Genomic DNA, 12,524 nt, shown 5'->3' with positions numbered 1-12,524 from the left:
ACAACTCATCGCATCCGCCGTAGACAGCACGCGCGCCCAGAGACGCCCTGAGACCGATCGCAGCGCCACGCCATCCACAGGGCGGGCGGCGGTTGTCGCGGTTGCACTGAAACGGCCGCGACGCGGCGGCGGCACCGCGTCATGGTGTTGGCTCCGGCTCTGGCTCCAGATCCGGCTCGAACGGACGATCGGGCAGGCGCTGCCCGCACCACGGACAGAACTGCACACAGATCGCGTCATTGAGGTACCAGGTCGGATCCTCGCCACGGAACAACTCGAACCCGATCCGCACCACCCTGTCCGGCTTGGTCACTGCCTCGAACATGCTGAAGCAGCAGTAGCGAGCGACGCGCTCGCGCCACGCCCCGCTCTCGGGAAACTGCGCCTCCAGCCAGAGCGCGCTCCAGGCCTGGCATGCCGTGCATTGCGCCAGATGCGACAGCGCAGCGTAGATCGGTGGATCAGGAAAGTGCTCCTCTTCCACCTCGATCAAGCCTTCGAGCGCCATCACCAGTTCGGGCCTTTGGTGAATCTGATCGCGCAGCGCCGACAGCGTGTGTCGCGTGATGAAGCAGGTGCCGGAATATGGCATCGGTGCAATCCTTTGCAGTCCAAGGCCAGGGAGCGTAGCGCGGTGCAGCCGCTTCGAGGTTAAGCGCCCGCCGCGCTCCACAGCGCATAGCCCAACAGCCCAAAGCCTACCAGGGCAAACCCACCCCAGAAGGCCGCCGTGTCGGCCGAGACCACGCGTGGGGCCAGATACGCGCTGCGCTTGCCGGATTTGCTGCGCCGTTTGCTGCTCCACGGTTCGACACTGTAGTAACCGAACGAGAACATGGGTACCACGAGCATGCCGACGACATAGCACAGACCGTAGAGGACGATCTCGACCAGCGGGCGCAGGACGACCTCAGTCAACAGGCTTGCGGGCATGGTGTCACCTGATCCAGACAGAAATGATGTGCGGCGTTGGCCACGCCCCTGCGCCGAGGCTGCATGCGATGCTCGCCGAGCGGGCACTGGCCGTCAACGGCCGGCGCCCCCGATCACCGGCTGTCGCTCAGCAGCCGCTGCACCAGCTCGAATCCGAGCACCGACATCGACGGATAGCGCGCGTACTCATCCACCGACAGCATCCGCACGAAGCTGTCGCCTTCGTGCAGGGCGCCGGCGATGTGGAAGGTCAGCAACTCCCTGGCGTCTTGGGGCAGCGGCGCGTGGCCGACGATCTGCCATTCGCCGCTCCTGAGTTTCTGGGTGCCGGTGAACAGCAATCGGATGTCCTTGTCGCCATCGCGCACCGGCAGCGGCCGGCTCGGCGACGCGCCAAGCGTCGGTTCCGATGCCTGCTGTTCCAGCACACAGAAGCCGATCACCTTGCGATAGTCGCCCTGTGGCGCCCACAGCACTTGGCAGAGCGCGTACGTTCCCGCATCCGACGGGATCGCGAAGACATCGCCCGCCCGTTACTTCACTGCCATTCCACCACCCTCTGAAATCTGGACCGCGGCAAGGGTATCCCCGCGGCGTGCTTGATGGCAGCCAACTTACAGGTCGAGGTGTTCCTCGGCGTCGATGTCCTCACCTGCCAATTCGCTCGCCACCGGTTCACCCGGCATGCACCACACTATTGCCCCACCTCTGGAGCGACTGTGATGCACAAGACTTGGCTGCTCGCCTTGTTGGCGGTTCCCGCACTGGCCTACGCGGCGCCGGACGAGGACACCGCGATGTGCCGCAACGGCGGCTTCCCCATGAGCACGGCCGGGTTCTCGCTCGCCAAGGTCGCTGTGCCGCGCCTGTACCTGCTCAACGACGACGACGGTTGCCCGGCCAAGGGCGAGGCCGCGTGCCGGCAGCGCGCCTATGTGGTCAAGGACGACACCGTGATCCTGGCGCAGCGCCAGGGCGGCTTCGTCTGCGCGTTCTACCCCAACAAGGTCGGCGGCAGCGCCGGCTGGGTGGCGGCGTCCAGCGTGCAGCCACTGCCGGCGACGACCGCACCGAAGCCGCAGGCCTGGGTCGGCCAGTGGCACGACGGCGACAACGAACTGCAACTGATCGCCAACGGCGACGGCACCATCACCGCCAACGGCGATGCCTACTGGCCCAGCGCCAACCCGACCCCAGATCAAGCGCCTGGTGGGCCGCACCTTGGCGCCGTGACTGCGCGCGGCTTTCCGGAAGGCAATCGGCTGGAACTCAGCCAGGACGACTGCAAGGTCCGCCTGCAGCTGGTCGGCGATCTGCTGGTGGCCTCGGACAACCTGGAGTGCGGTGGCGCCAACGTCAGCTTCAATGGTGTGTACCGGCGCAAGGCGGCGAAGCGCTGAGGCGCGGCCTCTGCGGTGCTGGCGTTGCGTTTGATCCAGGCGGCGATCCAGTGCTGCCTGGGTTGTCGCTTGGAAGATCGCCTCCCGCGGCTTCATTCCAGTTTGCGTCACAACCCCACGCTTTGCGCGACCAGGTCCGCAAAGACCCATACATCCCCCTTGTCGTACGTCTCGGGCGCTTCCGTGCCGCCCAGCGTCGGATACGGCTGCGGAATGTAGATCTGCCCGGGCTTCAACGGGCCAAGACGCGCCGCGATAGCCCGTACATGGTCGCCGCGCAACACATACGCCTCGAAGCCCGGATCGCGCAAGATAGCCGCCTCGAACGCCGCGGTGGAGGCATGCGCGCCATACGACTTGCCGGCAGCCTTGAACGGATGCAGCACCGCGTACTCGTGGCTGGCCGGATCATGCAGAAAGAAGTGGCCGAGACTCGAGTAGCCAACCACGACGGTGTATGCCGGGAACGCGTCCGCCCACGGGCCGAGCATCTCGTGCGATTCCGGCGCGATCAAGTGGTACAGCGGGGCGTTCGTCGTGTCAGCGCGCTCTTTACTCTGGCTCATTGGGGGCCTTGCAGCGATGGCGCGCCAGGATACCAAGCCAGGCGCATCCACCTGCTGTCAGCGTGTTCACCTAGACCTTGGCAGTGGCTCCGTAGCACTTGGCCGATCCATCCAGGAAGAACTGCAAGTCGCGCTCGTCGCACCAGGCTTCCAGCTCGGCCTTGAACACCGGCCACAGGTCGCGCGCCCATGCAGGTGCACTCTGCGCCCAGGCATGCTCGGTGGGCACGTAGACCGTCGGCACGCCCATCGGGAAATCCAGAACGAATTCGCCGCCCGGGCCGGTGCAGACGAGTTCTTCCTTCCAGCGTGGTTGGAATTGGAATGTGGTCATGCGTCCGTTAGCGGCAGATTGATGCGATCTCGCACGAACAAGGCACTGCGCCTATCTTCCGCCATGCTCAAGCAGCAGTTGCAGGATGGCCGGAGAAGCCATGCCGCGTGCAATTCCCGTTGGGGTCACCGACTCTCCTTCCGGAAGATTAGGATCTGCCCCATATTTCAGTAGCAAGCGAACGAGGTCGGCGTTGCCATTCCTCACTGCCAGTGCGAGTGGGGAGCTGAACTCGCCTGGAAGGCGAACGCACTCCGTGATCTGCGCATAGCCACGGCCGTTTGGGTCTGCGCCTCCTTCAAGCAAAATTTCTACCCCTGTCCAATCCTCGAACGCCACGGCCCTATTGAGGAAGTGATACTCGTACGCGGCCTTGCAGCGATCTTTGGCGAAGAGGTCTTTGGCGTCGACGGCGGGTGGCAACACGCTGAGCGCCAACACGGCGAGTAGAGAGACCCTTTTCATGTTGCAAGTTGCCTCTTTTGAGTCGATCCGCGTGAATTGTCGTTGGGTTGGATAAATTCCAGTCTATAGGGAGGAACCACGTGACTCCAATCCATACTCTTCACTACGGCTTCTCCAAACAACCGCCCAGTGCACACAGGCCGCCAACAGGTTCCTGGTTCCGTAGAGGCCCCAGTCCCAGCCTTCAGCTCAGCGGCACAGCGCTGGTTGACGACCAGGGGGTCGCAGATAGCTAACCACGCCCCGCAACTTAGTTTGCCCTTGTACGTCTTGCCACGCACCGTCAAGGTCATGTCCGGCCCTGCTCCCCTTAGCCTGAAGCTCGGTGGAAGCGAGTGATCGCCTGGATTGGCGTAGGTCAGGTCGATCCTGCTAGCGCTGTGATCCAACGCAACGACTTTGTAGGAACCTTGCGGAAGACTGCGTGGCCCATTCTTGTCTTGAATGAGGATCCCACCAATCTTGTCGTAGCCGAGAAATTCCAGATCCGGCACTGGCGCGCCGGGTGGCGCATAGAACTCACACATCGTGCTACTGGCCACGGCCGAGGAAGTGGACAGGAACAGGGCAGTAACGAGGATGAATCGCATACGGGGCTCCTGAAGGCTCGTGGTCGACAAGCAAGAAGCGCCTGGGTATGGGACGGATATGGCATGTTCTTGAGCCAAGCGTGACCACATGATGCCCGCCTTGCGTACCATCGAGATCACACTTATCACAAGGCCAATCCAATACGTCATGGGATCAGCCGCGATCATCGCCATGTGACCGTGGATTGTCGGATCGCTAGTCGACCGAAGGAATGATATGACCGGATGCCACCTTGGCAACCGCGCGATCAAGCGCGACGCGCACATGAAACGCAAGGCAGCGTGCCTCTTTGCAGAATGCGATGATGCGCTCACATAGCGGGGAGAGCGTTCCCTCACCACTACGCCGGTAAGCGTTGTGGACGTGATGCTGGATCTCATTCAGCCACTTCAGCGCCTCCAGCTTGCTCGATTGGTCGAGCTGAGCGTCGCTCCAGATGGCGCGTCCCGCAATGGTGAGCTCGTACCACAAATGGAGACAAAAGTCCTGTTGCTCTCTTTCGGAATAGAACCTGATATTGCTTCGGTCCATGGCAATTCACCCTCGCTGATGGCCTCGGTGGCAGTTCGAGGTCGCCGTCATGCATTCAGTTGATCCTTCAAAGCATCCAGTGACATCACCCTCTGTCTCAGCACATCGAGCCGCATGGACGCGTGTTCCTCGTACATGATTTCCGACCCATCTTCGAGCGACTCGTAGATCGGCAGGAGTTGCGTGACACCTTCGAAGACCCACTGGACAGGCACCCCGTCGGGACCGCCCTTGTAGGGCTCGGTTGTCGTCTCGGCCACGGCAACAACCTTCCTGTAGGCCTCGTCAAAATCGGGCGCGCTGACGATGATCGTGTTCTCCCATACGAGAAATTCCTCTTGCGGATCGTCGTTACCGAGAACATCGAGCTCGACGAAGCGAATCACGTAGCTACCGACATACCAGCCGACGGGAGAAAGGCCTTTTGGGTGGGTGGTCATGAGCGGATATCCATGTTTGAGTGCGTCGCCTTGTTAGCCAGCATTGGCCCAATGTCGGGGCGTACTCCAGCTACAAAGACCATGTCCATGTCTGCTCAAGCGCCGAGCACATCGGGTGAGACTTGCTTGAAGAAGTCGCTGAAGACCTCTCCGTTCATCAGCGTTTCCCGCTTCTCGACGTAACTGAAGACAGGAACAGAAATCTTGGCAGGGTTCGCGTCCAGCCGACCCATCGAGAAGAAAGTCCCGTAGCTGTCGCGGACCATGCACCAACGCAGGGTGGTGCGTTGCTGCAACAACTTGCCAAAGGCGAAACCAAGCCCCTCGACCAACATCGTGTGTTCGGGACGGTCGGTCGCTTCATCCAGCAGCCATGACGTGCGAACCACATCGAGATACTCGGCGTCCGGCAGGTGGCCTTGCGAAAGATCCACGTCTGGCGTGTACCGCAGGTTGAGCATCCGCAGCGAGGGCGCACACTCTGCCTCAAGTGCAGCGACTTCGCAGTCGGACAGAAAATGCTCTATTTCGAAGGTGTACTTACTCATGGGTTTCAAACCGGTGTCCGATCACCTGGGCAAAGCGTGCCGCGATCCTTGCCGAGTGGAGGACCACAGTCAATCCGTCCTTGACTCGCCGCCGCCATCCTGAAAGTTGCTTCCGGATCGGCAACGATGCCAGCCCGGCCAGGAACCGTGCGATCCACATGCGCCGGTCGGCGCACGTCATGGCCTCGTGTAGGTGCCTCGACCTTGGCAAGCGTCTTGTGGAACCCGAGCCCAAACGTCGATCAGGCCCGGTCATATTGCCTCGTTGGCTAGCTGCCTGCCCGGAGAAGATCCGCACGCCACAAACCGAACCGTTGCAGGCCCCAATGTGTTGGAAGGCTGGTCTTGATGAGCTTGAGCCCAGGCGAACAGCCATTCCTGCCGAATTCGGCGTATGGCGGGCAAGAGACGAGTAGGAAGGAAGCGGCCTTTCCCGAGGCAAACGTCACCTCGACCGCGTCGTTTCGGTAGATCCAGTGCCCCTTCAGACTGGAGCGAACGTCAGCCGCCGAGTGATCGGCTTCCCACACGTGGCGCTTGATGCGCGCAGTTCCGGAGCTTTCAAGGATCAGCTCCAGTTCGTACTCCGTCTCTGTTACCGCCACATAGCGACCCGCAGGCTGTGCGGGAGCGACGGTGGGTGCCAACGCTAGTAGCAGAAACCATATATTCATGGAAACGATCCTGGCCGGCAGGCCTCGAGTTCAAGTGACATCAAGAGAGCGTAGCGGCTGTTGCCAGCTATCAGGCACGGCACGGAAAGCGACTGCGTTGGCCACGATTTCGATCAAGCCGCGAACCAGGTAGAGATGACTGACGCCGGGCTGCTCGCCAGTGACGAACTGACTGATGTTGCCGGGTCCGGCGTGCTGCTGCAACGCGTCCAGGTCCGTGATCTGATTGAGGCGCGCCACTCCGCGAAAGCAAAGGATGCCCAATACCCGCTCGCGCGATTGGCTCGATGGATAGTAGGCGAGTCGTATCTCGGCAGCGCGCTCGACCGTGTCGAGGGAAACGCCCAATAGCACCGCGTCGTGAAATTCCAATTGGGACAGATCCATAAGTGCGCCTGATGTGCTAAGTGATGAGTCGACGTCAACAACGGGTTAGACGGGTCAAGCCTGTGGTGTGCCGGCATGCTGCCAGCATAGAAGCCTTCAAACACCAACTGGAATCGGTCGCGCAGATCGTGAACATCTTCGTCGGAGGCGCCCTTGATCGCAAAGAAGTCGATCGGATTGAAGTGGCAACCAAGGAGCATCAGCACGAAGCTGAAGATGCGGAACAGAGGCCATGCCGTCTCGCGCTCAAGCTCGCCATCGGTCGCCAGGTCGTACAGTGCCTTCTCCAGAAGCCAGTACTCGTCCCCGTCCCAGCGCATCTCTTCATGGAGACGACCGACGAACGAGCAGTCGTCGTATGCAGCGTATTGGGCGAAGTTGCGGGCAACAACGTTGGTGGAGTTCAAAGCGATGTCCGCTTGCATTGCGTCGCTCCACTGAGCGCAGTAGGTCCGATTGAGTCAGCGAGGTTTTTTGTCATGCCTGCCTCGCGTGCCAAGCACTAGGGTAATGAGAGAGCCGGTGGTGAAGAACCCTACGCCCAAGAGGAGTGGATCAAGCAGCCTTACGACCACATAGGTGCCGCCGCCGATGAAGTATTGAAGCAGGGAGATGAAGACGCATAGCACCACCAGAACCATCAAGAGGATGCCGACAGCGCCAAACATCACGCCAAGTGTCTTCATCCTCCCAGGCAGGCCACCGGCCATCCGGAGAGCGGAATAGTTCACCGAAGCACATGTGACAAAGACAAGGGCCACAATTCCTAACCGAATCGCTGTACCGTCCATCTGCGGCCCGTTTGTTCCTGGTTCCGCAGAAGCGCGGCGTGGCGCGATCCTCGCCGAGCCAGTGATTGCGGTCAATGGCTACCAATCACTGGAACGGCGGGGTGTCTACGGCGGAGTGTCGGTGCGCGTCGTTGGGTTGACTGAGGTAGACGTCCCGCACGTTCATCTACCCCCTGATCAGTGAGGCCGACACATTAGACTTCTCCAGTTGGGGGACTGCGGCAGGACCAGCGCCGATCTCGTCCTGGCGACGCATTTCCTGCAGGTGATCATCGTGACCAACGGCGACCAGCTGGCCCCGGTAGAGACGCAGTGTGGGCACGAAATCCTTGGCGGCAGTTGGCTCGGTGAGCACTCCGCCGTGCTCATCAAGGCCGGACAGGATCTGCTGCTTGATGTCGTCCTCGACGCCCGGCAGATTTTCAAGCACGCGCTTGAGCGCCTAACCCGACTTTTCGTCCGTGACGAGTTCGGCGCTGCCTGCCGGGTACGTTGCGAGACTTGCGGCTAGCGCCACGCCGAGTAGGTCGTTACGTGGGTGCGTTCGAGCCTTCCCTTCGCGTCCGTTTCCATCTCGATCACGTAGCCCGACTTTCGCAGCAGCGACTCTTCGGTGGCGATGATGCATCGCCGCCGCCGGGGTGCCGTTTCCTGGCAGGCGTCGAAGAAGTAGTCGCTCGAACCTGTCACAGTCGATCCTGCAAGATGGCGGTCGAGGCCACGTTGCAGCTGCTCCGCGTCATAGGTCCGATAGGGACGGTCAGACGGCAAGCCGGACGCGGCATACACCAGCTGCCATGGCGTCTCGCAGGCACACGGCATCGGCGAATAGCCGACGAGCATGAAGCCGGCGACACACGCCACGATGGTCGCGGCTCCCAGGGCCTGGATACGTCGATGCATGCTGTGGGGGTGCCTAGATCGGTCCGCGATGGAGTAGGAGTTGGCTCGCCTCGCCGACCATGATTCAAGACGGGCGAACTAGATGCGTCAATGGTCCAGTTGATCCCGTCAGAGATGTCTCATTGCATCAGCATGTCTTGCCGAGTGTGACCAACAGGTGCGCTGCCCTGTCAGGGGGCGCATCATCCTGCGGTCGCGCAATCGGACTGCTGGTGCCGGCGGCGACGATGGTCTTGATCTGACAGGCGGGAATGCCCTGCTCCAGCAGATAGTCATAGACCAGTTCGGCGCGACGTGCCGACAACATCATGCACGATGCAGGGCTGCACTCAGTTGCGTTCGCCCTCCCCATCAAGTCATAAGCGACGTTCGGATACTCCTTCATGATTGAGACATTCACCTGTAGATTCTCGAGTTGAAGTCCACTCGCGTTATCCATCGAGTCCTCAAGGCTCTCCCCTACAAGCGGATGTCCTTGTTTGAAGTAGACCGGCCGCCAGTCAAGCGACATCGACTGTGCCGGACCTGCCAGCAGTACGGCGGCGAAGAGCGTCAAGATCTTCAGCGCGGTAAAGCGGATTATTTGCATCTGTCATTCCCTGATTGAATCGCTGCGTGAAGCGATCGGCTTCGCGACTCAGCACCTTTGGTACGGCGAGCTAGTCGCCACGCTTCACCCCGAGCGCATGTCGCCGAGTACGGTGCGTTCTCCACGTTTCCTGCGCCTCCATCGATAGACCAGATGGGCCGAACCGTTGAGGAGCACCCAGCACAACGCCGGAAGCCAGGCACTGTCGGCGACACGTAAGGCCGCCTCCATTCCCTGCGATGTGATCGCGTCCGGTCCCAATCCATCCCGCAGGAACCAGTCGACGCAAATTAGACAGAGGAGGGTCATGGTCGACGTAAACAGGAACAGCCACAACGCCAGGCGGGATGGGAAGACGACCACCACGACGAAGGCCGCTCCGGCACACGCAACCAGCGCCAGGAATCCGATCACAAGTGCCTGCACGACATGCATCGCACCGCTCACCACTTCCCAAAGTAGGACGAAATGTCGAAATAGACCTCGCGCTCCTCGCCGGAGGGCAGCACGATCGTGATGAGGTCCATGGCCGACGGCTCGAACAACAGCGACTGCGATTTGATGCGCGCGCCGGGGTAGTGCTGATCGAGCCATGTGCGTTGCGCGGCGATGCCCGCGCCTTCGCTATGCGCCGCAGAAAGATCGACGGGACGGTCCGGCGATGCGCCATCCCCATGTGCGACGGCCGGCCGCGGCGACGGCGCGGAGTGACATGCCACAAGGCCCGCCAGCAGGATCAACGACAGCAGTCCACACTTCATATCACACCCCCTAATGTGATCGACCAGACAGCTGGATCAGAGTAGACCTGTCGGCGCACTGCGCACAATAGCGCGCAGTCTGGCTAGGACTTCGCTTGATGCATCACTCGATCAACTGCGCACCTGGTCTCGCAGCCTTCTCCACCGGACGCCGCTAGTAGCATTGCCACGCAAGCGCCCACTCGTCTTCTTTTCTTGGTGCTGTTCCGCGGCCGAAGTAGCCGACGCCGCCGTCGCCCCACATCCAGTGCCCCTTGTCCGTGGAGTCGATCTGGAAGACGAACTCCGGCGACGCGGGATGGCGCTTGAACGGCGCCCAGAAGATCTCGGCCTGGATCAGCGTCGGCCATCCTCCCAGCTTGAAGCCGTCCAGGTTCCGGAAGAGATCGTGGTAGCGCGCTTCGATGTCTGCCGGCAGATCCATCGGCGCATCCTCCCAGCACGGGTAGTCGTCATGAAAGACATGCGGCCGCATCGGAAATGCGCTGATGGGCGAATCGGTGTGACGTGGCGCCAGCGGGACCAGTCCATCGAGCCGCTTTTAGGCTCGCAGACACCACCCTTCCCCGTTGGGCGTATCGACCGGAAGCGTATCGGGACCGATGAACACCGCAATCAGTGCGATATCCGCGAGGCGGGCCGGCCGCAGCGGCAGTTCGCTGACGTTGATCTGACAGAGCGCATGCATCGGCCGTCCCGCCGTCTCCGGCCATGCCTCGCCCGGCGCGCAGACGTTCACGCGGCCGAACCAACTCGCCAGGGGATCGTCGGGCGGCCGGAGTCCCCCGATCTCCAGGATGACACCCGGGCGGGCGAGTTGAGCTTTGAGGTCGTCAGCTGTCGTCGTCACGTGTGCGTCTTCCGCGCTTCATCCAGGCGGGGCTCGTGTTTACTGGCTTTGCGTTCAATAGAACAGGGATCAGTGGGCATTTCCAAGACAAGTGCGCTCCGATCCCGTTTCCGTGGTGCGTCTGGGTTGAGCGCATTGTCAGGCCGCACACCGTAGGCATGCGTCCCATGCACTTCAATCATCAGACGCGTCATAGATATCCAGGCTGAGCGAGATGCCGCGGCGCGAAAGTGCTCCGAGCACCTCCGAGCACCTCCGGGCAGAACTCCAGTCCATCGTTGGAGGAGCCCATGAACACGCCGCAGAAAAAGTCCATTGCGAAGCGTGACCGAAGCGAGGCCCAAACGGCCGGATCTTCTGTCAGCTTGCCCAGTATCTTGGAGATTTGGGCCGGAATGTCCTCGGGGTAACTGTCTTCAGCCGCCAAGCTCCATCGTCCGATCTTCTCTGCGTAGCGGTTGCCGGTCTTGGCCCCTACACGGATATCACCCTTGGCAAACGCCCTGGTTGGCTCACAGCCCAGCAGGTCCGTGATCTCTGATGGCACGAGGTCATCTCCAAAGATTCGGAAGGAAATGATCGATTGGTCTGCAATTCTCATGGCGCGCCAACATACGAGTTAAGCCGCGCCGCGAGGTGGCGTCAGCTTGAATGAATGACTAGTCGGTAGGGGCCGTGTTCCCCAACACTGCCGCCGAGAGCCGAGCATGCCACAACGTGTGGCCTTGGTGCTTGCTCGATTGCTGGCTGCTACTTCGCTGGAATAGAAGGCAAGGAGCGCGGCTGGGCAATAAGCTGGGAGGCGAAGCGGAGGGCGGTTCGAAGATGGAACCAAGAATGAAACTGGGAAAAAGCCGATCTTTCAGGGGTATCGCACCTGGCGGCGCACTCTTGCTTCTACTTTTGCTCACAGCCGTCGAAGACGGGCTCAACACCAGCCTGTCGCGCCAATAGCAGTTGCTCCGGCGTGGGTCGATATGTGGCGGGCCAAGGTGGCCCAAGCGCGACGGGTGGACAGAACAGTGAGAGCGGAACTCCGGCGCTCACCAAGGCATCCTGAAACAGCTGCGCCCGCTTGAGTGCCAGGGCGCTGCATTGCGCATCCGCACATTCGCTTGGGTCGGCTCTGCCAACAACCTGATACCGAACCTCATCGACACGCAACATGATCTGCGAATCGTGCTCCACGACGCGCCTAAGCCACTCTGCAGAGTCGACAGATGTGGTCAGATCATTGTCAACAGAAGGCTGACCAGATTTGAAGGAAATGCTGAATAGCTCAGGACCAGACGCGCTTAGCGTCAGTGGCAATGCTAGGAACGTGAGCAATACGGGAGCAAAGAAAGTTTTCATGGGCAGTCAAGGCTTGAACCAAGCAGCGGGCCAAGCGCGAAGCGATTGGGACGTCCGCTCGAGCGAATACTTAGGTGGCATCATGCCGGCGGATTAATTGCCGCCATCGCACTTGTGCCACAGTTTTTGCAACAGAGCCCAGGGTCGCCAAGCGTATTGCAGGTAATGCCAGCCACCGGAAGACGGCAACGAACGCAGTGAAACACCGCCTCTGAGACTTGGCCCATACGCGGGACATCCCGAACCCCCAACTCATCGAACTCAACTACCCACCAACGGCGCTTCGGGTCGTACTGCGCCGTTCCATGCCCCTCAAGATCCTCGGACTCATCCGACTCATCGTAGGCTATAAGCGGAAGGCCAGGCGACAGCACAACCCCAGCGTTTGATCTACCGAATGTGTCGAGA

Annotated in this window: 21 protein-coding genes; 1 reads left to right on the top strand and 20 read right to left on the bottom strand. The window is 61.0% G+C overall.

The annotated features are described in order from the left end of the window. Positions 1–139: 139 nt before the first annotated feature. The 3 genes from RAB70_RS03575 to RAB70_RS03565 form a co-directional block, all read right to left on the bottom strand. Positions 140–592 (bottom strand): hypothetical protein, encoded by a 453-nt coding sequence (locus tag RAB70_RS03575; RefSeq protein ID WP_148828266.1) that lies wholly within the window; start codon positions 590–592, stop codon positions 140–142. Positions 593–651: 59 nt separating this feature from the next. Beyond that, positions 652–933 carry a hypothetical protein gene (locus RAB70_RS03570; protein ID WP_148828265.1) on the bottom strand — a complete coding sequence of 94 codons (282 nt, stop codon included), beginning with the start codon at positions 931–933 and terminating at the stop codon, positions 652–654. Between the two features lie 113 nt (positions 934–1,046). Then, positions 1,047–1,409, bottom strand: coding sequence for a hypothetical protein (locus RAB70_RS03565; RefSeq protein WP_223875636.1), 363 nt, complete (start codon positions 1,407–1,409; stop codon positions 1,047–1,049). A 246-nt stretch (positions 1,410–1,655) separates the two neighbouring features. Here RAB70_RS03565 and RAB70_RS03560 point away from each other — a divergent pair, with 246 nt between their 5' ends. Further along, complete coding sequence (locus RAB70_RS03560; RefSeq protein ID WP_148828263.1) at positions 1,656–2,333, top strand: hypothetical protein; 678 nt, start codon at positions 1,656–1,658, stop codon at positions 2,331–2,333. A 107-nt stretch (positions 2,334–2,440) separates the two neighbouring features. On the opposite strand, the gene RAB70_RS03555 is transcribed toward RAB70_RS03560, so the two are convergent. From RAB70_RS03555 to RAB70_RS03475, 17 genes are all read right to left on the bottom strand, one after another. Beyond that, complete coding sequence (locus RAB70_RS03555; protein WP_225851578.1) at positions 2,441–2,899, bottom strand: T6SS immunity protein Tdi1 domain-containing protein; 459 nt, start codon at positions 2,897–2,899, stop codon at positions 2,441–2,443. Between the two features lie 70 nt (positions 2,900–2,969). After that, positions 2,970–3,233 carry a hypothetical protein gene (locus RAB70_RS03550; RefSeq protein ID WP_148828262.1) on the bottom strand — a complete coding sequence of 88 codons (264 nt, stop codon included), beginning with the start codon at positions 3,231–3,233 and terminating at the stop codon, positions 2,970–2,972. A gap of 51 nt (positions 3,234–3,284) precedes the next feature. Continuing rightward, positions 3,285–3,698 (bottom strand): ankyrin repeat domain-containing protein, encoded by a 414-nt coding sequence (locus RAB70_RS03545; RefSeq protein ID WP_081616361.1) that lies wholly within the window; start codon positions 3,696–3,698, stop codon positions 3,285–3,287. A gap of 786 nt (positions 3,699–4,484) precedes the next feature. Next, the gene (locus tag RAB70_RS03540; protein ID WP_148828261.1) at positions 4,485–4,820 is read right to left on the bottom strand and encodes a hypothetical protein; all 336 of its coding nucleotides are present in this window, start codon (positions 4,818–4,820) and stop codon (positions 4,485–4,487) included. Positions 4,821–4,867: 47 nt separating this feature from the next. After that, positions 4,868–5,260 carry a DUF4288 domain-containing protein gene (locus RAB70_RS03535; RefSeq protein ID WP_148828260.1) on the bottom strand — a complete coding sequence of 131 codons (393 nt, stop codon included), beginning with the start codon at positions 5,258–5,260 and terminating at the stop codon, positions 4,868–4,870. A gap of 95 nt (positions 5,261–5,355) precedes the next feature. Then, positions 5,356–5,808 (bottom strand): DUF3806 domain-containing protein, encoded by a 453-nt coding sequence (locus RAB70_RS03530; protein ID WP_148828259.1) that lies wholly within the window; start codon positions 5,806–5,808, stop codon positions 5,356–5,358. A 269-nt stretch (positions 5,809–6,077) separates the two neighbouring features. Further along, positions 6,078–6,482 (bottom strand): hypothetical protein, encoded by a 405-nt coding sequence (locus RAB70_RS03525; protein WP_148828258.1) that lies wholly within the window; start codon positions 6,480–6,482, stop codon positions 6,078–6,080. 113 nt (positions 6,483–6,595) lie between these two features. Then, positions 6,596–7,294, bottom strand: a complete 699-nt coding sequence (locus RAB70_RS03520; RefSeq protein ID WP_148828257.1) for an Imm41 family immunity protein — start codon at positions 7,292–7,294, stop codon at positions 6,596–6,598. A gap of 36 nt (positions 7,295–7,330) precedes the next feature. Continuing rightward, the gene (locus tag RAB70_RS03515) at positions 7,331–7,600 is read right to left on the bottom strand and encodes a hypothetical protein (RefSeq protein ID WP_148828256.1); all 270 of its coding nucleotides are present in this window, start codon (positions 7,598–7,600) and stop codon (positions 7,331–7,333) included. A 226-nt stretch (positions 7,601–7,826) separates the two neighbouring features. Beyond that, the gene (locus RAB70_RS03510) at positions 7,827–8,090 is read right to left on the bottom strand and encodes a hypothetical protein (RefSeq protein ID WP_148828255.1); all 264 of its coding nucleotides are present in this window, start codon (positions 8,088–8,090) and stop codon (positions 7,827–7,829) included. Between the two features lie 77 nt (positions 8,091–8,167). Then, a complete protein-coding gene (locus RAB70_RS03505; protein ID WP_148828254.1) occupies positions 8,168–8,563 on the bottom strand; it encodes a hypothetical protein in 396 nt (131 codons plus the stop codon). 127 nt (positions 8,564–8,690) lie between these two features. Further along, on the bottom strand, positions 8,691–9,152 hold the full coding sequence (locus RAB70_RS03500; RefSeq protein ID WP_148828253.1) for an OmpA family protein: 462 nt from the start codon (positions 9,150–9,152) through the stop codon (positions 8,691–8,693). A gap of 84 nt (positions 9,153–9,236) precedes the next feature. Then, positions 9,237–9,587: a hypothetical protein gene (locus tag RAB70_RS03495; protein ID WP_148828252.1), complete on the bottom strand. Its 351-nt coding sequence runs from the start codon at positions 9,585–9,587 to the stop codon at positions 9,237–9,239. A gap of 8 nt (positions 9,588–9,595) precedes the next feature. Further along, on the bottom strand, positions 9,596–9,892 hold the full coding sequence (locus RAB70_RS03490) for a hypothetical protein (protein WP_148828251.1): 297 nt from the start codon (positions 9,890–9,892) through the stop codon (positions 9,596–9,598). 175 nt (positions 9,893–10,067) lie between these two features. Beyond that, positions 10,068–10,337: a DUF1963 domain-containing protein gene (locus RAB70_RS03485; RefSeq protein ID WP_225851577.1), complete on the bottom strand. Its 270-nt coding sequence runs from the start codon at positions 10,335–10,337 to the stop codon at positions 10,068–10,070. Between the two features lie 117 nt (positions 10,338–10,454). Continuing rightward, the gene (locus RAB70_RS03480; RefSeq protein ID WP_225851576.1) at positions 10,455–10,763 is read right to left on the bottom strand and encodes a DUF1963 domain-containing protein; all 309 of its coding nucleotides are present in this window, start codon (positions 10,761–10,763) and stop codon (positions 10,455–10,457) included. A gap of 190 nt (positions 10,764–10,953) precedes the next feature. After that, positions 10,954–11,364: a DUF4279 domain-containing protein gene (locus RAB70_RS03475; RefSeq protein WP_225851575.1), complete on the bottom strand. Its 411-nt coding sequence runs from the start codon at positions 11,362–11,364 to the stop codon at positions 10,954–10,956. Positions 11,365–12,524: the final 1,160 nt, after the last annotated feature.

It is taken from the genome of Xanthomonas sontii (assembly GCF_040529055.1).
In the GTDB taxonomy this organism is placed as follows: domain Bacteria; phylum Pseudomonadota; class Gammaproteobacteria; order Xanthomonadales; family Xanthomonadaceae; genus Xanthomonas_A; species Xanthomonas_A sontii.
The sequence above is the reverse complement of the archived record's forward strand: the minus strand, read 5'-3'. Positions and strand labels throughout refer to the sequence as shown.